Annotated in this window: 10 protein-coding genes; 4 read left to right on the top strand and 6 right to left on the bottom strand. The window is 71.7% G+C overall.

The window, feature by feature from the left end:
• Positions 1-38: 38 nt before the first annotated feature.
• The 3 genes from H343_RS0103200 to H343_RS28635 all read right to left on the bottom strand — a co-directional run bounded on the left by H343_RS0103200 (position 39) and on the right by H343_RS28635 (position 3544).
• On the bottom strand, positions 39-536 hold the full coding sequence (locus H343_RS0103200) for a hypothetical protein (protein WP_028429951.1): 498 nt from the start codon (positions 534-536) through the stop codon (positions 39-41).
• A 38-nt stretch (positions 537-574) separates the two neighbouring features.
• The gene (locus H343_RS0103195; protein WP_051264535.1) at positions 575-1276 is read right to left on the bottom strand and encodes a response regulator transcription factor; all 702 of its coding nucleotides are present in this window, start codon (positions 1274-1276) and stop codon (positions 575-577) included.
• A gap of 744 nt (positions 1277-2020) precedes the next feature.
• Positions 2021-3544: an MFS transporter gene (locus H343_RS28635; RefSeq protein WP_051264534.1), complete on the bottom strand. Its 1524-nt coding sequence runs from the start codon at positions 3542-3544 to the stop codon at positions 2021-2023.
• A 300-nt stretch (positions 3545-3844) separates the two neighbouring features.
• Between H343_RS28635 and H343_RS0103185 the strand changes: the two genes are divergently transcribed.
• On the top strand, positions 3845-4696 hold the full coding sequence (locus H343_RS0103185; RefSeq protein ID WP_028429949.1) for a cupin-like domain-containing protein: 852 nt from the start codon (positions 3845-3847) through the stop codon (positions 4694-4696).
• Here H343_RS0103185 and H343_RS0103180 read toward each other — a convergent pair.
• Together H343_RS0103180 and H343_RS33465 are read right to left on the bottom strand one after the other, a co-directional pair.
• A complete protein-coding gene (locus H343_RS0103180; protein WP_106958765.1) occupies positions 4671-5690 on the bottom strand; it encodes an AMP-binding protein in 1020 nt (339 codons plus the stop codon). The two genes, H343_RS0103185 and H343_RS0103180, sit on opposite strands and share 26 nt — an antisense overlap.
• The gene (locus H343_RS33465) at positions 5687-11926 is read right to left on the bottom strand and encodes a non-ribosomal peptide synthetase (protein ID WP_051264533.1); all 6240 of its coding nucleotides are present in this window, start codon (positions 11924-11926) and stop codon (positions 5687-5689) included. The genes H343_RS0103180 and H343_RS33465 overlap by 4 nt, the downstream gene beginning before the upstream one ends.
• 501 nt (positions 11927-12427) lie before the next feature.
• Between H343_RS33465 and H343_RS33460 the strand changes: the two genes are divergently transcribed.
• Entirely contained in the window at positions 12428-13054 is a 627-nt protein-coding gene (locus tag H343_RS33460) for a class I SAM-dependent methyltransferase (protein WP_051264532.1), read from the top strand.
• Between the two features lie 157 nt (positions 13055-13211).
• Here the strand turns inward: H343_RS33460 and H343_RS0103165 are convergent, their stop codons facing one another.
• The gene (locus tag H343_RS0103165) at positions 13212-14015 is read right to left on the bottom strand and encodes a tryptophan 2,3-dioxygenase family protein (RefSeq protein ID WP_051264531.1); all 804 of its coding nucleotides are present in this window, start codon (positions 14013-14015) and stop codon (positions 13212-13214) included.
• Between the two features lie 499 nt (positions 14016-14514).
• Here H343_RS0103165 and H343_RS28620 point away from each other — a divergent pair, with 499 nt between their 5' ends.
• Together H343_RS28620 and H343_RS28615 are read left to right on the top strand one after the other, a co-directional pair.
• Entirely contained in the window at positions 14515-22341 is a 7827-nt protein-coding gene (locus H343_RS28620) for a hybrid non-ribosomal peptide synthetase/type I polyketide synthase (protein WP_051264530.1), read from the top strand.
• Positions 22338-25640 (top strand): non-ribosomal peptide synthetase, encoded by a 3303-nt coding sequence (locus H343_RS28615; RefSeq protein ID WP_051264529.1) that lies wholly within the window; start codon positions 22338-22340, stop codon positions 25638-25640. Before H343_RS28620 ends, H343_RS28615 begins: the two co-directional genes overlap by 4 nt.
• Position 25641: the final 1 nt, after the last annotated feature.

Below are 25641 nucleotides of genomic sequence, written 5' to 3'. Positions count from 1 at the left end.
AGGGAGAGCACACTGTGCACCCCGGCTGGGCCTGCGGCTCACTCGGCCGCCGTGGACCGCCGCTGTCCGTGCGCCGCGGACGGGACCGCGCGGCGCAGGCGGGCGCGCAACGCACGCCTGCTCGACCAGAGATGCGCCAGCGCACCGGCAACCAGCAGGGTGCTGGTGGCGGCGTGCGCGCTGTACTCCGGTGGAACCCCCGCCCAGCGCATCACGCCCGACGCCGTCATGAGGAACGCGGCGAGGAAGAAGAGCACGTACGCGGTCCGCCGGCTCCACCTCTGCCGCCTCTCACGGCGGTCGCCCCGGAACAGCCCCGCGATCTTCCCCCGGCGCGTCCACAGGTGAAGCAGGATCAGGGCGGCCAGCGCGAAGCCAGTCGCCAGATGCGCCCAGGCGACGGGCACCAGCATCCAGCAGGCCACGAGCATGACCAGCACCGGCAGGTCGGTCGTCAGCGCCGGTGGAATGCGGCGGACCCGGTCGAGGGGACGCCGGGGGAGGGGGGCCGCACGGGTCTCATCGGTCCTACGCATGTGTCAGAAAGCCTCACAACCGCCGAGTTCACCGTGGATCACACGCATTCGTCGCCCGGATCGTCGATGAGGCCCTCCCGCAGGGCGAGGGCGACCGCCAGTGTCCGGTTGGAACAGTTGAGCTTGGCGATGACGTTGGCGACGTGCCGTTTCGCCCCGTGCTGGGAGATGCGCAGCGATCTCGCGATCTGCTTGTTGCTCAGGCCCTGCGCGAGGAGATTGAGGGTCTCGTTCTCACGGGGGGTCAGCGAGTAGGAGCGTTTGGTGCGGTTGGGCTGCCCCTCCCTCAACTGCCCCAGCAGCCATCGCGACAGCGATGCCGGAAGGGGGATCTCGCCACAGGTCAGGCGGGTCAGCGACTCGCCGAGCGACTGGACCGTCAGGTCCGCGGCGAGGAGGAACCCGTCAGCCGGAACCGCGGAGGCGAGCGCGAGCTGCTGCTCCTGAGGCCCTTCCAGCAGCGACAGCAGCTTCGTCCCGTGCTCCTGGCAGGTCAGAGCCAGGTCCCGGACCTCGTCGGTGGCGGCGCCCCGGCAGATGAGCACATCGGGGTAGGCGAGCCCGAGCCGCCGCACGGCCGTCCCGACATCCTCGAACACCCGTACGTGTCGCACGAGGTCCAGCTCGTTCATCATGGCCTCGAGCCCGCACCTGACCATCTCGTGCGGATGCACGACGAACACGCGCAGGCCCTGCGGGTCCGCGGAGCCCAGGCCGTCTGCCTCGCCGGGTGCCGGCACGCCCGCGGTTCTCAGCCGTGGTATCGACGCGGGTAGAGAGCCGGTGTGCCGGTACCGCTGTTTGCCGGTGTCATGCATTCGGATTCCCCCAGGATTCCGGTTCATGTCAGCGCGTCATTGATCAACGGGTTTCGGCTCGGACTCCGTCCGCAGGAGTGTGCGGGATTCTGGGAACTGGAATTCGCTGCAGCGCGAAGTCGGCCTCGGTCATGGGCATGGTACGTCAGTGGACCGGCCAACGGTATCGTTCTCGCACGCGATGATCGAGTGAACTGGTTTACGGCACCGGCTATTCCGTACTATCGGCGGTGTTCGCGTGTTTTCGACTCGCGCCGTCAAGAGCGCCGAGGCGGCGACCGGGTCGAGAGATGCCCTCTGACCAGCTGGTTACGCCTTCCGTCGCATGTTCCGCCGCGCGTCCCGCCGGTCGCAGAACCGGGGTGGCCGACGAATCCCGTAAAGCGGACCGATAGGGTACCGATTGAGCGGGGCGGCATATTGCGCTCTTCGCCCGCACGATCGGTAATGATGTCCGCTGGGCGGTCCGGTGGGAATGTCGAATTTGCCCGCATCACTCCGGTGGAACATCAAGAAGACTACCTCTGAACGGCAAGAAACACGAATTCCGTCGCCCCGGGCGGCGTGATAATCGGAGCAACTGTGATGACGCTGGTCAGCGTCGGGACGTGCCCTGATGGAATTCGTCGGTCCGACGCCCGCGCCCGTGCCGGTCCCGGAGGAGTCTCAGGTGTCGGCGGTCTCGGCCTCCTGTGAGCGCCTCCTGTCGGCCACGAAGGAGACGGTGAGGACCGCTCCGAACAAGTAGGCCGTGCCGCTCACCGTGAGCCCGCGCCGGATGCCGTCGGCGAAGGAGCGGTCGATCGCCTCCTCACGCGCACCGTCCCCCGACCGCCCCACACCGAGGCTGCTGTTGACCGCGGCGTGCGCCAGCCGGCCGGCGGCGGCCGGGGACATCTCGAGCTGATCCGCCCGTTCGGCCAGCGAGGCGGAGAAGCCCGCGCTCACCACGGCGCCCACCACCGCGACGCCGAGCACGTTGCCGACCTGCTGACTCGCGATGGACGTGGCGGAAGCGATCCCCGCCTTCGCCTGGTCCACGCTCGCCATCAGCGCCGCGTTGGTCGGCGTCACCGTCAGGCCGATTCCCGCGCCCACCGGCACCAGAGCCGGCCACCAGTGGGCATACGGAGTCGCGGCTCCCGCCGCGGCCAGTGACAGCAGCCCGCCGCCCGCGCTCACAAGCCCGCACACCATCGGCAGTGCCGGGCCGTAGCGCCCCGCCAGCCTGCCCGCCACCGGAGCTGCCGCAGCGGCCGGCAGCAGCAGCGGAAGCATGCGCAACCCGGCCTGGACGGGTGTGTGGTCCTGCACCTGCTGGAGGAAGAGCGAGAGGAAGAGGAAGGAGCTGAGCAGGCCGAAGGCCACCACGAACAGGACGCCGTTGCAGGCGGCGAAGCGCCGGTTGCGGAAGAGGGACAGGGGAATCATCGGCTGGGCCGCGCGTGCCTCGGCGAAGAGGAAGGACACCAGCGCCACCGCCGCGACGACGAGCAGAGCCGTGATGCGGGGTGAGGACCAGCCGGCCTGCTCCGCCTCGATCAGCGCGTAGGTCATGCAGCCCAGCCAGCCGATCCCGAGGAACTGGCCGGGCATGTCCAGGGTCCGTGGCGTCAGAGGCGTCTCCTTCAGCACCCGGCCGGACACCAGCAACGCCGCGACGCCGACCGGCCCGTTGATCAGGAACACGCTGGGCCAGCCGAACCCGTCCACGAGGAAGCCGCCGGCGACGGGGCCGAGAGGCAGAGCCAGCGCGGAGACACCTGCCCAGAGACCTATCGCGCGGGCCCGTTCCTTCTGTTCGGGGAAGAGGTGCGTCAGGATGGCGAGCGTCGTCGGCACGAACAGGGCCGCTCCGAGACCCTGGACGACCCGGCCCAGGACGAGCGCCTCCAACGACTGTGCCGCCCCGCACACCAGGGACCCGGCGGTGAAGACCGAGAGGCCCGACAGGAACATCCGCCTGCGCCCGAACCGGTCGCTCAGTGAGCCTCCGGTCAGCAGCAGGCAGGCGAAGGCCAGCACGTAGGACCCCACGACCCACTGGAGTCCTGAGACCCCGGCGTCCAGGTCCTCGCGGATGCTCTGCATGGCGAGGTTGACCACTGTGCTGTCGAGCATGGACATGAACTGGGCTGCGCAGAGCGCTGCGAGCGCCCAGGACCGTTCCGTGCCGCGCGCTTGTCCCAATGTCTCTCCGTGACGTGGTGCGACGCCGAGTCCGCCATCCGTGCGAAGGACCGTACTGGCCGACAGCGCTGACGACAGTCACGAATGAGCCGACCGGTCGCGGTGCCCGATCGGTCACCCCTGGCGTGGCGGGACGGGTATCGCACTGTGGGCAAGCAGAAAAGACGCCCCCGGCGGCTACAGGAGAGACCGGTCTTCGGCCTTAGGTTCTCGCGCAGGGGTGTCCCGTGCCGCGTGCGAGGAACGGACAAGACCGCGGACGCACCAAGCCCTCGGCCCAGAACACGGACGGAGGAGCCCATGTCACGCTCTCAGGTGGTCGAGTCGCTCAGCGCGACGGATTTCCTGCACAGCTACCTCGAGCCCGGCCGGCCTGTCGTGGTCCGGGGCGCTCTGAACGGCTGGAAAGTCCCTCCTCCCTGGGGCCTGGCGTATCTCAAGGAGCGCTTCGGCGACTGCGAAGTCTCGCTGTTCGACACCCTCTTCGCGCTGGAGGAGGTGACGACCTTCGCCGACTACGTGGACGACTTCACCGGCCGGCAGGACAGCACCGGGATACCGCCCTATCTGCGCTGGTTCACCCGGCAGAGCCATGACCAGATGATCTGCGCGGACGACGCGTTCGAGGAGATGGCCGACGACTGGTCGGTGCCGTCGTGGCTGCCCGAGGAGGACTACGTCTTCCCTCCCGCCGCCGGCCGGCTGGACGCCACCAGGGACGCGTTCCCGGCCAGGGGCCTGTTCGTCTGCGGCACGGGGGGACGTACGCGCCTGCACGTCGATCCGTGGGCCAGCGACGCGTGCCTGTGCCAGGTGACCGGCAGCAAACGCTTCATCATGTTCCCGCCGGAAGCAGGTGAGTTCCTCAGCGACGGCGACGGCGGCACCGTGGATCTCGACCGGCCGGACGGCACCAGGTTCCCCGAGTGGGAACGGGCCGTCCCCGTGCTCGACGAAGTCCTCTCACCCGGCGACGCCATCTTCATCCCCTCGGGCTGGTACCACACGGCCATCGCGCTCGAGGACAGCGTCTCCCTCACCTGGAACTTCGCCCACCGTGTGCACGAGGAGCGGTTCGAGACCCACCTGCGCTCCGGCGGTGACTCGGACCCCGTCGTCGCCTACTTCATGTCGAACGGCCGGAGCGCATAGCCGGGTTGCCCCCTTCGTGCGGCGGGGAGACGCCCCGCTGCACGAACGTCGCGTCGGGCGCGGCGGAGGCTTCCAGCAGCGACCGGACCGCCTGCGCGGTCAGCCGACCGGAGCTCGCGACGAAGCGCCGCACCGAGGAGAACGGCATCGTCGGCGCCGAGGTCAACGGCGACCAGGCGGCGAGGGTTTGAGCCGGTGCCTCGACCGAGGAGGGCCGGTGCTCCCGCAGCAGCGCGTCCACCGCGGGCAGTTCGGTGCGGGTGAGGGCGAGGAAGGGCACGGCGTGCACGAGGGCGTCCAGCACAGTCGCGCAGGCGTGGGCGTGGCCGAAGTCCAGGTGTGCCGCGTCGGTGCCGGAGTCCCCTTCCGGACGGCCCTTTGCCAACCGTTGTGCCGCTTCCCACAGTTGGCGGGCGCCGAGCGGACGCAGAGAAGGGGTGCCGGGATCGCAGGTGATGACTTCGACCGGGTGTCCTGACGTACGGTCGCGGGGTGCCGTGCTGCTTGCGGACGGCAGCGGCGGCGCCCACCACGCTGTGGACTCGTCGATCTCTCCGAGAGTGAAGACCCGCTCGCACCGGCTCCTGACCTCCTCCTCCACACCGTGGAGCCGGACCACGCCCGCGACGTCCAAGAGCAGGTGCGGGCGGTCCAGCCGGCCCAGGAGACCCAGGAGTTGCTCTCGTCCCAGCTCCAGGGGCAGCATCGCCGGAACCGCGCCGACCCGCAGCGCGGCGTACAGCAGCGCCTGCACATCGGGATGGTTGTGCTTGACCACCGCGACGACGCTGCCCGGTCGTACACCACCCGCTCGCAGACCGCCGGCGAGTCCGGAGACCGCCGAGGCGAACCCCGCCACCGAGTCCACGAGTCCCCGCCCGGCCCTCCAGCGCACGTCACTGCCGAAGGGCAGATCACCGTGCGACTCCGCTGCCAGGTCCGGTAGGCGGTGCAGCGGCGCGCCGCGAAGGGTGTGCACGGCGGTCCCGCTCATCCGCGACGCCGCGACGGACGGCGGTGCCGGGACCTGGCGCGTGCACGTTCCAGCGCCTCGTCCACGGTGTTCTGTCCGGGGCCGGCCCCGGACAGGAACTCGGCGAGGCGCCGGACCGTGGAGTGCTCGAACATGGTCATCAGCGGGAACTCCCGGCCCAGCGCTGTCTGGAGCGCCCGGTGGATGCGGACGACGGTGACGGAATCGGCCCCCATGTCGAAGAAGCGGTCGCGGACGCTCGTCCCCGCCTTCGTCCTCAGCTCGGCACGGAAGACGGAGAGGATCAGCGCTTCGGTCTCGTTCTGCGCCCCGCCGTCGCCCTCGTCCCTCCCCTCGCTCTCGCCCCCGGCGCCGCCGGCCTCCTCGGCGAGCCGCCGCAGCGCCACGCGGTCGAGCTTGCCCCGGGGCGTGAGCGGGAGCTGCGGCACCTCGACGTAGCCGGCGGGAACCATGTAGCCGGGCAGAGCGGCGGAGAGGTGGCGGGAGAGGACCTCGGCGAAGTCCCCTTCGCCGGTGCCGCCTTCGGGCTCGCCGGCCAGTACGCCCCCGAGCAGACCGTGCAGGACCTCCGCGGAGCCCTCCAGCGCCAGCGCGGTGTGCAGCGCCTCCGTGTCCTGGAAGTAGCCGACCTGGCACAGCCCGACGCCCTGCTCCGGTGCGGTGGTCTCCAGGAGCTGGGTCATCAGACCGGCCTCCAGCAGACAGAAGTCCCGGGCCCGCCTGCCGTACAGCGGCTCGATGGCCTCGCGCCGGGCGACGAGGAAGACCGCGAACGCGGCGCCCTCGTGCGTCTGCCTGTTGTCGGGCGCGTGGATGCCGGCGTCGAGCGAGGCGCCGGGCCGGACCTCGATCAGCCGGTGCCCGTCGGGGTCGTGGTAGTAGGTGCCTGCGGGAAGTCCCCCGACGCGGCCGTGTGCGACGTAGAGGTATGTCTGGACGGGGTAGAGGGCGCCGGCCGAGGCGTATCGGCGGCCGGGCAGCGCCCCCGCGGTCCCGGTCCCGGATCCGGTCTCTGTGCGCAGCGGTTCCAGAAGCCGTCCGAGAGCGGAGAGCGGCAGCGGTTCCGCGCCGTAGGTACGGCGGCTCCTGCGCGCCGGTGCGTCGGGCCGCTGAAGGCGCCCGGCGCCCGGGGGAGTTGCTGCCAGCGGATGTGCGGTTCCGTGCAGGTCCGTACGCAGACCGGGGCGGCGTGCCTTGAATTCCAGCCGATCCATCGGATCGGTCAGGACCTCGCCGAGAGCTTCGTCGTACACCTCGTGCCGGGCGGACGCGGACGGCTCCGGCCTGTCAGCCTGCTCCGCCTTCCCGCCGCCGTGACCGGCCGCGAGCCCGGAGTGCTCACGGACGAAGACGGCGGCGAGGCGCTGGTTCTCGTGGCTGTCGCCGACGGGTGTGACGGCCGCCGCGCGGATGTCGTCACGGCGCAGCAGCGCGGCTTCGACCTCGCCCAGTTCGATGCGGTGGCCGCGGATCTTCACCTGGAAGTCTTCCCGTCCGAGGATCTCGATCTCCCCGTCGGGCAGGCGCCGGCCCAGGTCGCCGGAGCGGTACAGACGGCGTCCGGAGCGTGGGTGGACCACGAAGGACTCCGCGGTGCGCTCCGTGTCCCGCCAGTAGCCGTCGGCCAGTCCGCCGCCGCCGATGTACATCTCACCCGGAACCCACACGGGGCACGGCTCCATGCGGTCGTTGAAGACGTCGATGGTGTGGTTGCGCATCGGCCGGCCGTAGGGAATGGAGACGCGGTCGCTGTCGGCGTCGGTCACCTCGTGGGCTACGCACCAGATGGCGGTCTCCGTGGGGCCTCCGGAGGCCACGACACGGGTGTGGGGCGCGACCGAACGTACGCGGGCCGGCAGGTCGACGGGGATCCAGTCGCCGGAGAACCAGACCAGGCGCAGCGCCTCCAGGCCGGGGTGGGCGGCCCCTCCCCACCCCTCCGGGATTCCGACGTGATCGACGAGCATCCGCATCAGCGCCGGGACGGAGTTCCAGACGGTGACGCGGTGTTCGGCCATCAGCTCCAGCCAGCGGGCCGGGTCCTTGAGCGCTTCGGGCTCCGGCAGCACCAGCGCCCCGCCGCTGCGCAGCGTGGCGAAGAGATCGCCGACGGAGAGGTCGAAGCTGAGCGCGGAAAGGCCCAGGGCACGGTCGTCGGCCGTGAGCGCGCAGCGGTCGGCGAAGTCCGCGACGGTGTTGAGCACCGAGCGGTGCGACTGGGCGACACCTTTGGGCTCGCCCGTGGAACCGGAGGTGTAGAGGACGTAGGCGAGTTCGCCGGGGTTCTGGACGGTGGGCAGCGGGGAGTCGTCGCCGGTGTCGTCGAGGTCGACGGGCACCTCGGTCACCTCCGGGGGCCGCGGGAGCCCGGAGCCGCCCCGGGGGGTGAGCACGAGCCGCGCGCCGGAGTGGGCCAGCAGCCGGTCCTGCCGCTCCTGCGGCAGATCGGGGTCCAGCGGCACGTAGGCGGCGCCGGAAAGGTGCACCGCGAGCACCGCGGTGATCTGCTCGGCGCACTTGGGTAGACAGACGGCCACCAGGGCGCCCGGTACCGCGCCGAGTTCGCGCAGGCGCCGTCCCAGGCGGCAGGCGTGCCGGTACATCTCGCCGTAGGTGAGGGTGCGCGCGGGGGTGATGACGGCGGAGCGGCCGGGGTGTCGGACGGCCTGTTCGACGACGGCGGTGCAGAGCAGTTCGTCGGGGGTCTCGCCGGCGGTGTCGTTGGCCGCCCGGGTGAGTTGCCGCTGTGCGGGCGGCAGCAGGTCCGTGCCGTCCGGACCCCAGGTGTCCTCGTCGTCGGCGAGCGCGTGGACGAGACGGTCGTAGGCGCCGAACATCTCATCCATCACGCCCGGTGGGAACATCGCCTCCACGGCGTCCCACTTGTACGTGAGGGCGCCGTTGTCCTCGTAGACCTGGTGGTCGAGGAGGACCTGCGGGGTCTGGGAGACCGCGCACACCGTCTCACCCAGCCAGTCCGCGCCCAACTCGCCCTGCTGGAAGTCCTGGTCGCGCCCCTGCTCGCGGGCGCTGGCGAAGACGATGCCGGCGTAGGAGCCGGCGGGGACACCGTGCTGCCGGGTGATCTCGCGCATCACTTCCACGCCGCTGAAGAAGCGGTGGTCCAGGTCCCGCCACAACTGCTGCTGGATGCGCCGGGCGAGGGCGAGGAAGCCGCCGCCGGGCCGCAGGTCGACCTCCAGCAGCGTCACCGAGGTGAAGTCACCGATGATGCGGTCGATGCCGGGATGCAGGGGATGCCTGTTGAAGAGGGGGACGTCGACCGTGAAGTGGCCGGTGCGGCTCCAGGTGCCCAGAACGGCCGCGTAGGCGGCCAGTTGAACGGCGGAGGGCGTGATCCCGTGCTCCGCCGCGCGTTCCTTCACCCGCCTCCAGCGGTCGGCGTCCAGCCTGGCCAGACGGCGCCTGCGTTCCGGGCGGGTGCCCTCGGGCAGAGCACCGTGGACGAGCGGAAGCTGCGGGTTGGGCGGCAGGGTCGCGGCCCGGTCGAGCCAGTACGTCCTGGAGCGGGCGTACGCCTCGGTCTCCCGGAGCTTCTGGGCGGCGATCACGTAGTCACGGAAGGAGACCTCCAGGGGCGGGAGTTGCGCCTCCGGGTCGGCGTACAGGTCGCCCAGTTCGAGGAAGAACAGCCGGACGCTCGCGACGTCGGCCACGAGCAGGTCCAGACTGACGTGTACGCGGGCGCGTGTGCCGCCGGCGTCGCCGGTCCGGGTGACGCGGATGTCGAACATCGGCCATTGGTCCAACGGCAGGACCTGGTGGCCCAGTTCGTCACGGACCTTCTCCAGGTGGGCGTCGAGGACCTCTTCCTCGCTGCCGCGGTGGTCGTAGACGGTGACGGGCACCTCGCCCACCTCGGGCAGGATGCGCTGGTGTCCGTCCGCGCAGATCACCGCCCGGAGCATCTCCTGCCTCCCGACGAGGGTGTTCAGCGCCCGGCGCAGCCGCCCAAGGTCCAGATCCCGGCAGTCGTACTCCGTGTAGAGGTGGATCGAGGAGCCGCCCAGGTCGTAGGCGCTGCTGCGGCCGACGAGGTAGCCGTGCTGGATCTCGGTCAGCGGGAAGGGCTCGTGGCGGCCTGCCGGGTCGGCGACCAGCTCGGGCCAGGCGATGCTCTGCGGGCTGTCGCCCTCCAGGCCGCGCAGGATGCGCGTCACCACGTCCGTCACGCTGCCGCGCACGAAGTCGGCCATGGGAAGCGTGACGTCGAAGTCGCGGCCCAGGGCGTAGCGCAGCTCCACGATGCGCAGCGACTCCAGGCCGAGTGCGATGAGGGGGACGTCCGCGGGCAGTTCCTCCGGCTCGGTTCCCAGCGCCCCGGCGACGCGGCGGCGCACCTCGGCGGTCACCACCTGTCCGCGCAGCTCACCGGGCAGGGCGAGGGTCATGTCCCGCAGCGGAGCGGCTGCCGGCTGCTCCTGGGCGGCCTCGTCCGCGGCGGGCCGTGCGGAAGCGGTGTCGGTGTGCAGGGCGTCGATCCCGCCGTCGATGTAGGACTGCCGGCAGGTGGTGCGGCGTATCTTGCCGCTGCCGGTCATCGGGATGCCGCCGGGCCCGACGAACACCACGGCGTGCGGCTCGACCTCCTCGTCCGCGGCGACGGCGGTACGGACCCGGGCGGCCAGCGCCGCCAGGTCCGGTGCGTCCTCGGTACTCTCCAACGCCTGTACGAGGACGAGGTGTTCGCCTTCCTCGGCGTCCACGGAGAACGCGGCGCCCGGCGCGCTCGCCAGGGCCGGGTGTGCCCGGCGTGCGGCGGCCTCCACGTCCTGGGGGTGGATGTTGCGCCCCCGGATGATGATGAGTTCCTTGAGCCGTCCGCAGACCACGATCTCCTCGTCGTGCCGGAAGGCGAGGTCGCCGGTGCGCAGGAAGGGCCCCGTGCCGTCGGCGAGGTGGCCGGCGAAGGTCTCCTCCGTCTGTTCGGGGCGCCGCCAGTAGCCCTGGTTGACGACGTCGCCGCGAACCCAGATCTCGCCGACGTCGCCGGAGCCGCACTCGGAACGGGTCGCCGGGTCGACGATCAGCATGCGGACCCGGGGGTGGGCGGGGCCGCAGCCGACGAGCCCGGCGGAGCGGGCGGCGGTGCCCTCCTGAAGGGGGCTGGCGTGTCCCTTCTCCAGCTCGGCGGCGTCCACGGTGAGGGTGAGCGGGTCCGCGCTGCGGCGGCCGCTGATGCCCAGCGTCACCTCGGTGAGTCCGTAGCCGGGGAACCACGCCTCCCGGCGGAAGCCGTGCGGGGCGAAGGTGCGGGTGAAGGCGTCCACGGTGCGGCGCTGGATGCGCTCCGCCGCGTTGAACGCGGAATGCCAGCGGCCGAGTTCGAGCTGCTCGCGCTGCTCCGGGGTCACATGCTCGACGCACCGGTCGTAGGCGAAGTTGGGACCGCAGCTGAAGACCGGTGCCGAGGCGCCGGAGATCGCCTTGAGCCACCGGAAGGGCTCGGCGACGAAGTCCTCGGGCTTCAGCAGTGTGCAACTGCCCCCGATGAACTGGGACATCGTCACGGTCCCCGCGATGCCCAGCGCGTGGTAGACGGGCATCCAGGTCACGACCTCGGCGCCGTCGGGAAGTTCGGCGAGGTCGCGGAAGACCCGCAGCTGCTCCAGCAGGTTGTCCTGCGAGACCATCACGCCTTTGGGGGAACCGGTGGAGCCCGAGGTGTACTGCATCAGTGCCAGGTCGCCGCCCGTTGTCCTCGGCGGGGTCCACAGGTCCGCGTCGGCGCACTCGCCGTCGATCTCGATCCACGGTACGTCCGCCACGCCCGCCTCCCGCCAGGCGGCTCGCAACTCCTCGCGCTGCGCACGCCTGCAGACCACGGCGGCGACGTCGGCGTCGAGCCCGATCTGGATGTAGCGCTCGCCCTGCGCGGTCTCGGGCGCGCCCTTGGGCGGCGCGCAGGCCACGACGCAGGAGCCCGCGTAGTAGCAGCCGAACTGGCCCGCCACGAAGTCCTCTCCCGGAGGGAGCAGCAGCAGGACACGCTTCCCTCCCGCGCCGCTCTGCTGGAGCGTGGCCGCCGTCGCACGCGCCCGTGTGTCGAGCTGTTCCCGTGTGAGAGAGGCGGCCTTCAGCTCGCGGCCGGTGCGCTCGTCGAAGGCGGGGAAGCGGAAGGCGGACGCTTCCGGTGCGGCCTCGGCCCGTACGCGGAGGATGTCGAGGAGGCTCCGGGCGGAAAGCCCGGTGCCGGCCGGGATGCTGACAGTCATGACTGGTCCCCAATCTCGACGGTCTCGTGGGCGTGCGTGAGGAAAGCGGCACGTACGCCTCCCGGCAGGAGCATGGGGGCAGCGAGGGCCCAGCCAAAGCCCCGGGCGAGGTGACCGAACGGGTATGCACGCCGCCCCCGAATGCCATGCACTTCCAGTCCCTCCCCACCTCAAGTGGCGTGCGGCCGGGGCGGGTCCGGTCGTGCCGGCGGAGATCGACAAGCGGGCGCGGGGACGGCGGCGGTCCGTCCCGGCCGTCGTGACCGCAGGCGCGGGCCGCCCGCGTAGGCAGAGGGCGGGCCGCGCCCGGAGAAGGGGCGCCCGGGGACGTGGCGGGGGCGTGGCCATGTGGGCACTCCTCGCCCGAGGGGGACGATCAGCTACCCGCCCCCATGGTCGTTCTGCGCGCTCATGGGGGCTGTCCACCCTCCCGGACCGCGGCGAACAATGCCGCCGGTGGGACCACTGCTCCGAACCCGCACGTCACCAGAGGGAGAACCCGTGACCGTCAAACGCTGGATGTACAACGTGCTGTACCGGATCGGCGCGCCCTGGGAAGGCGGAGTCCGCGAGAATCTCGTGGATCTGGTGAGGGAGAACCGCATCTCGCCCACCGAGCAGAAGACCGTACTGGATCTCGGCTGTGGCGGCGGCACGTGCTCGGTGTACCTCGCCGAGCAGGGCTTCAAGGACGTGACAGGCGTGGACTTCACCCCCGTCGCCCTCCGCAAGGCCAGGAAGGCGGCAGCCGAGGCAGGGGTCACCGACCGGGTCCGGTTCGTACGGGGAGACCTCACCCAGCCGTCCGTCCCGGGAGTCGAGGGAACCTACGACCTGCTGCTCGACTTCGGAACCCTGGACGACCTGACGGGGCAGGACCGGCTGGACATGGCCGCGAACTTCAAGCGGTTCTCGCATCCCGGGTCGATGGTCGTCCTGTGGTGCTTCTACACGGAGAAGGAGGACGAGGAACTGCCGCGCTTCCGGTTCGAGGGAGTGTCCCGGTTCCTCAGCGGCATACGGCCGGGTGAGGAACATGAACTGTTCGGCGACGACTTCACCATCGAGCGTCTTCCCGAGCCGCCGGCCGATTCGAAGCTCGCGTGCTTTCTCATGGTCCGCAAATGACGGCCGGCCACGGCATCACGGCCGAGCCGCGGAAGTGACGGCCGAGCCGCGGAACTGACGGACACCGCGGCGCACATGAGGGCGGAGTGAGGGTGTCCGGTGCCCGTGCCGCCTCGGCGCGGGCGGAGGAACCGGGACATCCTCGCCGCCCGGGAGCCTACAACCGGGTGCGCAGCTCCCACAGTTCGGGGAAGAACCTCTTCTCCAGCGTCGAGCGCAGGTAGTGCGCTCCACTCGATCCCCCGGTTCCGGACTTCGCGCCGATGACGCGTTCCACCATGTGCACGTGCCGGGAGCGCCAGACGCTGAACAGCTCGTCGTGGTCCGTCAGCGCCTCGGCGACGGAAAGCAGATCGGAGTCGGGAATCTCGACGCGGAGCAGTTCGGCCAGGTCCGGATCACCGCGCTTTCCGCACAGCGCCTGGAACGCGTCTCCCAGGCTCGGTTCCGCCAGGCGGCGCTCGAGACGTTCGCGGTCGCCGGGTCGGAGGTCTCCGCGGGAGAGGTGGCGGCGCTCCTTCAGTCCGGAGAGGAACTCGATCTCCCGGAACTGCGCGGACTGGATGCCGCTCGCCTGGTACAGGAACGGCCTGAGCTTGGCGAAACTTCCGGGGCTGATCGTCTCCAGGGTGTCGACCTGCCCGATCAGCACACGCTCGATTGCCGCGACCCGGCGAAGACAGTAGAGCGAGCGCGGGACGTCGTCGCTGAACATGCTGTCCCGGGCGCACCCCAACTCCTCCAGGATCACCTTGAACCACAGCTCGTAGATCATGTGCGCGACGTAGAACAACTGCTCGTCGTGGAGATCCGTGTGCTTGGGAGGGAGTGCGAGAAGGTCGTCCAGGCGGAGAAGGTCGCTGTAGCCGGGGCCGGCGTCACCGTCTTCGGCGGAGGTCCGGTGTGCCACGGGACATCCGTTCACGCCCACCGTCTCGGGGCCGGCGCTCGAGCCGTTCATCAGCCCTCCTTAGCTTCGGTTTGCGCCCTTGGATCCGCGCTCCACGGTGGAACGCGGCAGAACAGCGCACAACCGCTTCCCAGGCGGTCGACCGACGTACCCGGATTGCCACTCCGGGGGCCGGGACTCACCGGCCCGTCGCTGCGGAGGGCCCTTTCACGCGTCTGATGCCGTCTCATGCGCGGTCGCCGCGTCCGGTCCCTGACGGAGGGACCGCGCAGAGCCGGGCCCTGCCCGCGGGGGCAGGCCCGGGGACCCGCACGGGGTGCCCCGCACGGGGTGCCCGGACGGGCGGCCCCGACGGCTACCGCTGAGGGCCCCCTGGGGCGCCTCCATGACCCGCCGCACGCGTGACTGTCCGACGGGCCTCTCCCGGCGGCACGAAGGACCTCTCTGAACGAGGTGGGACTCTTCCCGGCCACCTCTGCATCCTCGCTGTGTGGCCAGACTCTCCCACCACCAGGGGCGACCACGCGCACAGATCAGGAGGAGCCCGGGAATGACCACACCCCACAACAGCGTCCCCTCCCAGCCGGCGGCGGACGAGGACGACATCGCGGTCATCGGCATGGCCGGCCGGTTCCCGGGCGCGGCCGACGTCCCGCGGTTCTGGCAGAACCTGCGCGGCGGGAGGGAGTCGGTCACCTTCTTCGACGACGGTGAGCTGCTGGAGAAGGGGATTCCGCGGGAGTTGCTGGCCGATCCCGCGTTCGTGAAGGCGGGCTCCGTCCTCGAGGGCCCCGAGTTCTTCGACGCCGCCTACTTCGGCTACAACGCCCGTGACGCCTCCATGGTGGACCCCCAGCAGCGGATGCTGCTGGAGACGGCGCACGCCGCACTCGAGGACGCCGGGTGCGTGCCCGCGCTCTTCCCCGGCTCCGTCGGCGTGTACGCGGGCAGCAGCCTGTCCACGTACCTCATCTCCCATCTGCTCAGCGCCGGGCCGGGATTCGGTGACGTCGCCGACGTCACCGAACTGCTCACGACGAACGACAAGGACTACCTGGCCACCAGGATCAGCTACGGCCTCGACCTCGACGGGCCCGCAGTGTCCGTGCAGACGGCGTGTTCCTCGTCCCTGGTGGCCCTGCACACGGCCGTACAGGGACTGCTCGGCCACGAGTGCGACGTCGCACTCGTGGGCGGTGCGTCCCTGCGGCTGCCCCAGGGCCGCGGCTACCTGCACCGCCAGGGGATGATCTTCTCCGCCGACGGGCACACCCGCTCCTTCGACGCGGCCGGCAGCGGCACCATGTTCGGCAGCGGCGTCGGTGCCGTCGTCCTCAAACGGCTCGTGGACGCGCTGGCCGACGGCGACAGGGTGGATGCCGTGGTGAAGGGTTCCGCCGTCACCAACGACGGCGCGGCGAAGGTGGGTTACACCGCTCCCGGAGTGGACGGCCAGACCCGTGCCGTCGCGGGGGCGCTCGGAGTCGGAGGCATCGAGCCGGACACCGTCTCGGCCGTCGAGGGGCACGGCACCGCCACGCCGCTGGGCGATCCGATCGAAGTGACCGCGCTCAGCCGGGCGTTCGGGCGGCGTGCCCCCTCCTCCGCGCGCTGTGCGCTCAGCTCGGTGAAGTCCAACGTCGGCCACCTGGCGGAGGCCGCCGGCATCACAGGCTTCATCAAGGCCGTCCTCCAGCTCAGGCACCGCGAACTGGCACCCAGCCTCAACTTCGACACCGCCAACCCCGAACTCCGCCTGGACGAGACGCCGTTCAGGGTCATCACGGAGCTGGAGGAGTGGAAGACCGACGCGATGCCGCGGCGTATCGGCGTCAGCTCCTTCGGCATGGGCGGCACCAACGCCCACGTCGTCCTGGAGGAGGGGCCCGAGGCCGCCCCCTCGGCGCCTTTCACACGCGACTTGTTCCTGCTGCCCCTCTCGGCACGCACACCGGCATCGCTGGAGGCGGCCACCGACGACCTGGCCGCTGCCCTGGAGGGCCCGGCGGCCGGGGACCTGGCGGCCACGGCGACGACGCTGCAGCAGGGACGCGTGGCACACGAACACCGCAGGCTCGTCGTGGCCGCCGGCGCGTCGGAGGCGCGGGAGTCGCTGCGCGACCGGGACCCCGGCACGGTCGTCACCTCGCGGTCCGCCCCGGAGCCGCGCATCGCCTTCATGTTCCCCGGCCAGGGCAGCCAGTACCCCGGCATGGGCCGGCACCTCTACGGGCGGGAGCCCGTCTTCCGGGAGTGCGTGGACACCTGCGCCGAGCTGCTGTACGACGAACTCGGGCGTGACCTGCGCGAGTTGATCCATCCGGCGTCCGGCACGGACCCGGAGGCGGCGGCGGCCCTGCTGCGCAGCACGGCCTTCGCCCAGCCCGCGCTTTTCGTCGTGAGCTACGCCCTCGCCGAACTCCTCGAGAGTGTGGGCATCCGCCCCGACTCCATGGTCGGACACAGCGTCGGTGAGATCGTCGCAGGCTGCCGTTCGGGCGTGCTCCCGCTCGCGGACGCGCTGCGCACGGTGGCGGTCCGCGGACGGCTGATGCAGGAGCTGCCGGCCGGCGGCATGCTGTCCGTCGCGCTGCCGGAGGAGCGCGTGCGGGAGCTGCTGCCCGCAGGGCTCTCCCTGGCGGCGGTCAACGCACCGGATGTCTGCGCGGTCTCCGGCCCCGGGGCACAACTGAGTTCCTTCGCCCGGCTCCTTGAGGAACAGGGCACGCCCGTCCGGGAGTTGCACACCTCGCACGCCTTCCACTCGGCCATGGTCGAGCCCATGATGAGCGACTTCGCCGCGGCGCTGGCGAACGTCGGCCTCCAGGAGCCGGCGGTCCCCTACGTCGACAACCGCACAGGTGACTGGATCACTGCGGAACGGGCGACGGACCCGGACCACTGGGTCCGGCACATCCGGGAACCGGTCCGCTTCGCCGACGGCGTCACCCTGCTCACAGAAGGCGGGCCGAGCGTCCTGCTGGAGGTCGGGCCCGGGTCCACCCTGTGCACGCTGGCCCGTTCCACGGCGCGCGGCCGGGGTGCCACCGCCGTCCCGCTCCTGCCGTCCGCGGGCGAGGACGGTGACGAGATGCGGCACTTCACCCAGGGCCTGGGCCGTGTGTGGACGGCCGGCGGCGCGGTCGACTGGGACCGCGTCCAGGGCGGCACGGCCAGGCGTACGAGCCTGCCCACCTACCCGTTCGAGCGGCGCCGGTACTGGATCGAGCCGGCTCCCGGCGGGCACCCGGCCGGGGAACCCGGAGGGCACCGGCTCGGGGCGGACGAGCCGGAAGACGAAGCGGACCCGGGCACGACGGCGACGGCCCTGCCCACCGGCGCCTTCGACCCCAGGCCCGTCCTGACGACCGAGTACGCCGAACCCCGCGACGAGCGCGAGCGCCGCCTCGTGGGCGTCTGGCAGGAACTGCTCGGGGTGGCCCCCGTCGGAGTCCGGGACAACTTCATGGAGCTGGGCGGCCATTCGCTTCTGGCCGCGCGCATGGTCGAACGCGTCAAGGCCGACCTCGGAACCGGGGTGAAGCTCGGCGATCTCCTCGCCGACCCCACCGTGGCCGGGCTCGCCGGTCTGCTGGGCCAGGACGCGGGCGGAGACGTGCGGGAGGAGGCCGCCGGTGCCGGAGCGAGCACCGGACCGGAGGGGGCCGAGGGCGGCGAACTGCCGGTCGCCGTACCCGACACGGAGGCACTCCACGAGCCCTTCCCGCTGTCCGAGATGCAGCAGGCCCAGTGGATCGGCCGCATGGACAGCTTCGACGGCGGGAACGTCGCGGCGCACGTCTACTGGGAGGTGGACCTGGGCACCGACTTCGACCTCCCGCGGCTGGAGGCGGCCTGGCAGCGGGTCGTCGACCGTCATCACATGCTGCGTGCCGTCATCGGCCGTGACGGCCGCCAGCACATCCTCGCCTCCACCGAGCCCTACCGTTTCGGACTGCTCGACCTGCGCGACGCCACCGCCGAGGAAGGGGAGCGCCGGCTGACCGCGCTGCGTGAGAAGGTCTCCCGCGAGGTCCGCCCCGCGGACGAGTGGCCCCTGTTCGACGTACGGGTCACGCTGCTCCCCGACGGCCGCGCCCGCCTGCACTTCAGCTTCGACCTGCTGATCGCCGACATCGGCAGCATCCGGCTCCTGGTACGGGACTGGCGCAGGTACTACCAGGGCCGCGAGGAGGAGATCCGGCCGCTGCGCGTCTCCTACCGCGACTACGTCCTCGCCTCCGAGGAGCTGCGCGGCACCGCGCTCTACGAGCGGGCCCTGGAGTACTGGCGGGGGCGCGTGACCGAACTGCCGCCGGGCCCCGGTCTTCCGCTGGCGCTCAACCCCGGCTCCCTGGCCGACCCTGAATTCACCGCTCGGGAGGCGCTGTTGCCGACCGGGCTGTGGAACGCCTTCAAGGACCGCGCGGCGGCCGCGGGAGTGACACCGTCGGCGGCGCTGCTGACCGCCTACGCCGCCGCACTGGGCACCTGGTCACGGTCGGCCTCCTTCACTCTCAACGTCACCGTGATCAACCGGCTCCAGGTGCACGAGGACGTCCGCGACCTCGTCGGGGAGTTCGCCTCCTTCGACCTGCTGCCGGTCGACCTCGCGGAGGGAGCCGGCTTCGGCGAACTCGCCGCCGCACTCCAGAGGCAGAGCTGGGCCGACCTGGAGCACCGCTACCTCAACGGGGTGGAGATCCTCCGTGAGCTGGCCCGCCGGCGTGGCGGGACCAGCGGTTCGGTCATGCCCGTCGTCTTCACCAGCACCCTGGTGCAGGAGAACGAGGCCGAGGACGCCTCCATGTTCGGCTGGCTGGGCGAGATGCTCCATGAGATCGCCCAGACGCCGCAGGTGTGGCTCGACTTCGCCGTCATGGAGAACGCCGAGGGCGTACAGCTGAGCTGGCACTGGGTCAGGCAGCTGTTCCCGCAGGGGGTGATCGAGGACGTCTTCGACGGCTTCCACCGGCTGGTCGAGGATCTCGCGACCTCGGACGAGACGTGGCGCAGCACCGCGAGGTGCCCCCTGCCCCAGGCGCAGCGTGAACTCGCCCGGAGCGCCAACGCGACCGAGGGACCGCTGAGCGAGGACTTCCTCTACGCGCCGCTGATGACCCGGGCCGCGCAGGACCCCGACCGCGTCGCCGTTCTCGCCCCCGGGGCCGAACTGACCTACGGTCAGCTGCGCCGTCACGCGTGCGCACTGGCACACCGGCTGCGCGGCCTGGGAGCCGGCCCCGGCCGCCTCGTCGCCGTGGCCGTGGAGAAGAGCTGCGAACAGATCGTCGCCGCGCTCGCCGTCCAGCTCGCCGGCGCCGCCTACCTGCCGATCGACCCCGACCTTCCCGCGGAGCGGCAGGACCATCTGTGCGAGCGCGGCGAGGTGCGGCTCGTCCTGACACCGCTGGGCGGAGCGGCGCACGCGTGGCCCGAGGGCATCCGCGAGATCGAGGTGGACCTGGAGGCGGACCCGCGCGGTCCGGGAGCCGACGGCACCCCGCCCGAGGCGGTGCAGACACCGTCCGACCTGGCCTACACCATCTTCACCTCGGGTTCGACCGGCGAGCCCAAGGGCGTCATGCTCTCCCACCGGGCCGCGCTCAACACCCTGGAGGACATCAACGAACGCTTCGGCGTCGGCCCCGGCGACGCGGTGCTCGGACTGTCCTCGCTGAGTTTCGACCTGTCGGTCTACGACATCTTCGGCGTCCTGGGCGCAGGCGGCAGGCTCGTCCTTCCCCTCCCCGGAACCAGCCGTGACCCCGGCCACTGGGACGAGCTGGTGCGGCGGCACGGGATCACCCTGTGGAACAGCGTGCCCGCCCTTCTGCGCATGTACGTCGAACACCTCTCCGGGCCGCAGGCCGGAGGCGCGCCGGCGGCCGGCGGCGGGGGAGGGGCGCACGGCGGCGGAGCCGCACACCCGCTCCGGCTGGCCCTGATGTCCGGTGACTGGATTCCCGTCGAACTCCCCGCCCGGCTGCGGGAGGTGGCGCCGAAGGCGGAGCCGGTCAGCCTCGGCGGCGCCACCGAGGCCGCCGTGTGGTCCATCTGGCACCCGGTCGATCCCGTCGCCGACGGCGCCCGTGACTCCATCCCCTACGGCACACCCCTGCGCAACCAGACCTTCCACGTCCTCAACGACCGGATGGAGCCCTGCCCGGTCTGGGTCACCGGGGAGCTCTACATCGGGGGCTCCGGCCTCGCGCTGGGCTACTGGCGGGACGAGGAGCGCACACGGGCGTCCTTCGTCACCTGGCCGGAGACCGGCGAACGGCTCTACCGCACCGGCGACCTGGGACGGCGCCTGCCCGACGGCTCACTGGAGTTCCTCGGCCGTGAGGACTTCCAGGTCAAGGTCGGCGGTTTCCGCATCGAACTCGGCGAGATCGAATCGGTGCTGACGCGCCACGAGGGCGTACGCACCGCCCTGGCGGCCGCACCGGGCGACCGGCACGACCGGCGTCTGGTCGCCTACGTCGTCCCCGGCGCGCCGGCGGATCAGCGCACACCCGAGTCGGAGGAGGCGCTGCTCGAAGAGGTCAAGGCCCTCGCGCAACAGGCACTGCCGGGCTACATGGTGCCCGCTGCCTTCCTCGTACTGGACCGGCTGCCGCTCAGTGCCAACGGCAAGGTCGACCGCGCGGCGCTTCCCGATCCGGCGCGTGCCGCGGGCGGTTCCGGGGACGCCGCGGCCGGCCCCGTCGCGGCCCGGCTGGTGGAGATCGTCGGGGAAGTCGTCGGAGTGCCGGGACTCGGCCCCCGGGACAACTTCTTCTCCGTCGGCGGCAACTCCATCATGGGCATCCAGATCGTCTCCCGCGCCAACGCCGAGGGGCTCCAGTTCACGGCGGCCGACCTCTTCCAGCACGAGACACTCCAGGAACTGGCGGCCGAACTGGAGGCGCGAGGTGCCACCGTGACGGGTGCGGCGTCCACGGAGCCGCCGACCCTGAGGCAGAGGCGGCTCATCGAGGCGGCCTCTGCTCAGACACCCATGGGGGTCCACCGCGCCGAGCTGGAAGTCTCCGCCGAAGTCGAGCCCGCGTGGCTGGAGTCGGCTCTGGCCGCGGTGACGGCACGTCATACGGCGCTGCGCAGTCTGCTCGTCGAATCGGAAGACGGCCCCCGGATCGCCCGCGCCGCCGAGGAGACCGGAGACACGGCAGTACCCGACATCGACCTGACCGCGCTGCCCGACGGCCGCCGGGACCGGGCCTTCGCGAGCATGGTCGAGGAGATGTGCGACGAGCTGTGCCCGCGGTCCGGTCCTACCGTGAAGGCGGCGCTGTTCCGCCTGGGGGAGACCGAGCGGCGCATGGTCTGGCTCGTGCACGACCTGTTCGTCGACGGCAGCTCCTGGCGGGCGCTCCTGGACGACCTGTGCCGCGCCGTCGAGGCCGTCGCGCGCGGGGAGGACCCGGCGCTGCCCGGTGAGGACCCCCAGCAGGCACGTGCTCTGGCCGTCCTCGCCGGAGCGGAGGAGACCGCGGCCGACAGTCCCACGGCCCCGGGAGGCCGCTCCGGCGACGGCGCGGCGGCCGACGGGACGACCGGGGCGGCACCGCCCGCAGTCGTGGACCTCGGCGACGGAGGCATCCGGCACACCCTGCACGCCGCGCTCTCCGAGGAGGAGACGGCCGACCTGCTGGAGGGGGCCGCGGCCACCTACCGGCTCACGGCCGCCGAGATGGTGGCGGCGGCCTTCGCCCTGGCCGTTTTCGCCACCGGCGGCACGGGCCCTGTGTGCTGCGACATCGAGGACGACGTGCGCGGCCGCCAGGAGGCCGGTGCCGGGGCCGAGTTGACCTCCGGCAGCTTCGACGCCCCTCTCCCCCTGACACTCACGACCGGCGGCCCCCACGGGGAGGGCACCGATGCCGGGGCGCTGCTGCGCACCGTCAAGGACCTCCGCAGGCGCGGACCTTCCAGCGGCTCCCCAGCCCCCTCCCAGGTGCTGGTACGTCACCTCGGTGACCTGGACCTCCCGGCCGGGGGGCACCTGCGGCCGACGGGGCCGCCGGCGCTGGAGGGCGGCGGCCGGCCACTCACGCTCACGACCTTCGTGGAACAGGGACGGCTGCGGGCAACGCTCGCCTGCCGCGCCGATGAGCGGGCCGCCCCGGAGCTGACAGCCCTGAGCGAGGCACTCCCGGGGGCGTTCCGGCGGATCGCCGCGCACTGCCGCGACACCGACGAAGCGGTGCTCGACCCCGGCGACTTCCCGCTGGCCGGACTTGACCAGAACACCCTCGACACGTTCCTCGGCGCCTTCACCGGGAACGGCGAGACCCCCAACGGGAACGGCGAGACCCCCGGCACGTCCCCGTCCGGAGCCGCCCCGACCGCACACGCCGAGGAGGCCCTGTGAAGCCCGAAAATCTCCAGGACGTCTACGAGCTGACGCCCATCCAGGAAGGGATGCTCTTCCACAGCCTCTTCGCACCGGAGTCCGGCGTCTACCTGGAGCAGCTCTCCTTCACACTCAGCGGACGCGTCGACGCCGCAGCCTTCCGCAAGGCCTGGCAGGACGTCGCCGCACGGCACCCGATCCTGCGCACCGGCTTCCACTGGGAGGAGGTGGGCAAGTCCCTGCAGGCCGTGCACCGCCACGTCGACGTCCCCGTCGAGGAGCACGACTGGCGGGACGTGCCCGCCGGCCGGCGGGAGGAGCGCTACGAGGCGTTCCGCGCCGAACAGCGCCGCCTCGGCTTCGACCTGCGGCGGCCGCCGCTGATGAAACTGGCCCTGATCCGCTTCGAGGACGGTCTGCACCGTCTCTTCTGGAGCTTCCCCCACCTGATCATGGACGGCTGGTCCTTCGGCCTCGTGCTCCAGGAGTTCGCCGCCCTCTACGCCGCCCACTGCCGGGCGGAGCCGTCCGCCCTGGCACCCGCGCGCTCCTACAGGGACTACGTCGCCTGGTGGAAGCAGCGGGAGACGGGGGATGCGGAGGCGTTCTGGCGCCGTGAACTGGCGGGCCACATCCCCGCACCCGCCCTGGAGATCGGCCCGCCGGCGCCGGAGCCGCAAGGCCCCACCCACGGCTTCGTCCCCGACCGGTCACTGGGCTCGCTCGTCCGCGACCTGGACGAGCTCGCCCGCGGCAACCGCCTCACCCTCAACACCCTCGTCCAGGGCGCCTGGCTGCTCCTGCTGGGCCGGTACACCGGCCGTGACGACGTCGTCAGCGGTGCCACCTCCACCCACCGTCCCACCGATCTCCCCGGCGCCGAGACCATCGTGGGCCCGATGATCACGACCACACCCGTACGGGCGCACCTCGACCCCGCCGAGAAACTGCTCCCGTGGCTGCGGCGCCTCCAGGACGCGATGACCGCGGCCCGCGAACACGCCGACGTCCCCCTGCACCTCTTCCCCCGGTGGGCCGAACTGCCCGGCGGGCAGCCGCTGTTCGAGACGGATCTCGCCTTCGAGAACACACCGCCCCCCGAGATGGCACTGCACGGACTGGAGATCACCGGCTTCTCCTACGACGGCAGGCCGCACTACCCGCTGACCATGGTCGTCTTCCCGCAGGAGGACCTGCCGCCCCGCCTGGTGCACGACCGCCGCCGCTTCCCCGAACCGGTCGCGGAGAGGCTGCTGCACCACTTCCACCAGGTGCTGGGCGGCATGGCCGGCGACCCCGGACGCACCCTCGGCGAGATCGAGCCCTACACCCCCGAGGAGCGCGTCACGCTGCTGGAGGCGGGAGCCGGCCGGGAGCCCGTCGAGGAGGACGCCGACGTCTGCCTCCACGAGATCTTCAGCCGCCGGGCCGCCCGTACGCCGGACGCCGTCGCCGTCGTCAGCGGCACGGAGAGCGTCACCTACCGGGACCTGGAGGAGCGGGCGAACCGCCTCGCCCACCACCTGCGCGATCTCGGTGCGGGAGACGGAGGACGCGTCGGCCTCTGCCTGGAGCGCTCCACCGACATGGTCGTGGGCATCCTCGGGGTGCTCAGGAGCGGAGCGGCCTACGTGCCGCTCGACCTGGCCCAGCCGCAGGAGCGCATGGCCTACGTCCTCACGGACGCCGGCGCCTCGCTGCTGGTCACGCACGCCGCCGCCGCGGAGAGGGCCCCCGCCTTCGAGGGCGGTGTCGTGGACCTGGACCGGGACGCGGAAGCGCTCACGGCCCGCGACACCTCGCCGCCCTCGCCGGGCACAAAGCCCCCGGGCCTCGCGTACGTCATCTACACCTCGGGCTCCACGGGACGTCCCAAGGGCGTGGAGCTGACCCACTCCAATGTGGTGCGCCTGGTGCACGGCGCCGGCCGGCTCCTGGAGACCGGGCCCGAGGACGTGTGGAGCATGTGCCACTCCTACGCCTTCGACGTGTCGGTCTACGAGATGTGGGGTGCCTTCGCGAGCGGCGCACGGCTGGTGGTGGTGCCGCACGAGGCGGTGCGCGATCCCGAAGCGCTGCACACGCTGCTCGCCGAGGAAGGCGTCACGGTCTTCAGCCAGACGCCCTCGGCGTTCCGTCCGTATCTCCGGCACGCGATCGAGAGCGAGGGGAAGCAGCCGCCGCTGCGCCGCGTGCTGTTCGCGGGCGAATACCTGGACGTGCCGTCGCTGGCGCCCTGGTTCGACCACTTCGGCGACGACGAGCCCTGGCTGGTCAACATGTACGGCATCACCGAGGTCACCGTGCACGCCACCTTCCACCGGGTGACCAGGCAGGACCTTCACTCCGGCGTCCGCAGCAACATCGGGCGTCCGCTGCCCGACCTGAGCATCCGGCTCCTCGACGAGCACCTCCGCCCCGTTCCCCGGGGTGTGCCCGGCGAGATGTACGTCTCGGGACCGGGCGTCGCCCTCGGCTACCGGAACCTGCCGGAGCTGACCGGGGAACGCTTCCTGCCCGACCCGTTCCCCGGGGGAGGCGAGCGGATGTACCGGTCCGGCGACCTCGCGCGGCTCCTGGACAACGGGGAACTGGAGGTGCTGGGGCGGGCCGACGACCAGGTGAAGATCCGCGGCTTCCGCGTGGAGCCGGGTGAGATCGCACAGGTGCTCTGCGGCCATCCCTCGGTGCGTGACGTCCTCGTCGTGCCACGTGAGGAGGGGCCGGGCGATGTGCGGCTCGTCGCCTACGCCGTACGGGCCGACCCGCGAGGGGACGACGCGGACGCGGACCGAGGAGACGACGCGGACGCGACCGGCGGGACGGCCGCCGAACTGACCGCACTCGCCCGCGCCGGACTGCCCGAGTACATGGTGCCCTCGTCCGTGGTCCTCCTCGACGAACTGCCCCTGACGGCCAACGGCAAGGTGGACAGGCGGGCCCTCCCGGCCCCCGGCACGGGCCGTTCGGCCGCGGCGGGGGAGTACGTGGCCCCCCGCGGCGATCTGGAGGAGCAGGTCGCCCGGGTGTGGAGCGAACTGCTCGGCGTCGAACAGGTCGGCGCCCACGACGACTTCTTCGCGCTGGGCGGCCACTCCCTGCTCGCCACGCGCGTGACCGGCCGGCTCAAGGCCGCTCTGCGCAAGGACGTGCGGGTGCGGACTCTCTTCGAGCAGCCGGTGCTCCGCGCGTTCGCGGAGGAGGTCTCGAACGCCGCGTCCCTCGCCTCCGGCGGCCCGCAGCTGCGGGCGGCGCCGCGTACCCCACGTCCGCAGCGCGAGGCAGACGGGGAAACCAGGAACAGCGAGGAGGAGTGAC

It is taken from the genome of Streptomyces sp. TAA204 (genome assembly GCF_000424965.1).
Note: the sequence above shows the minus strand (reverse complement) of the source record. Positions and strands in the feature narration are given on the sequence as shown.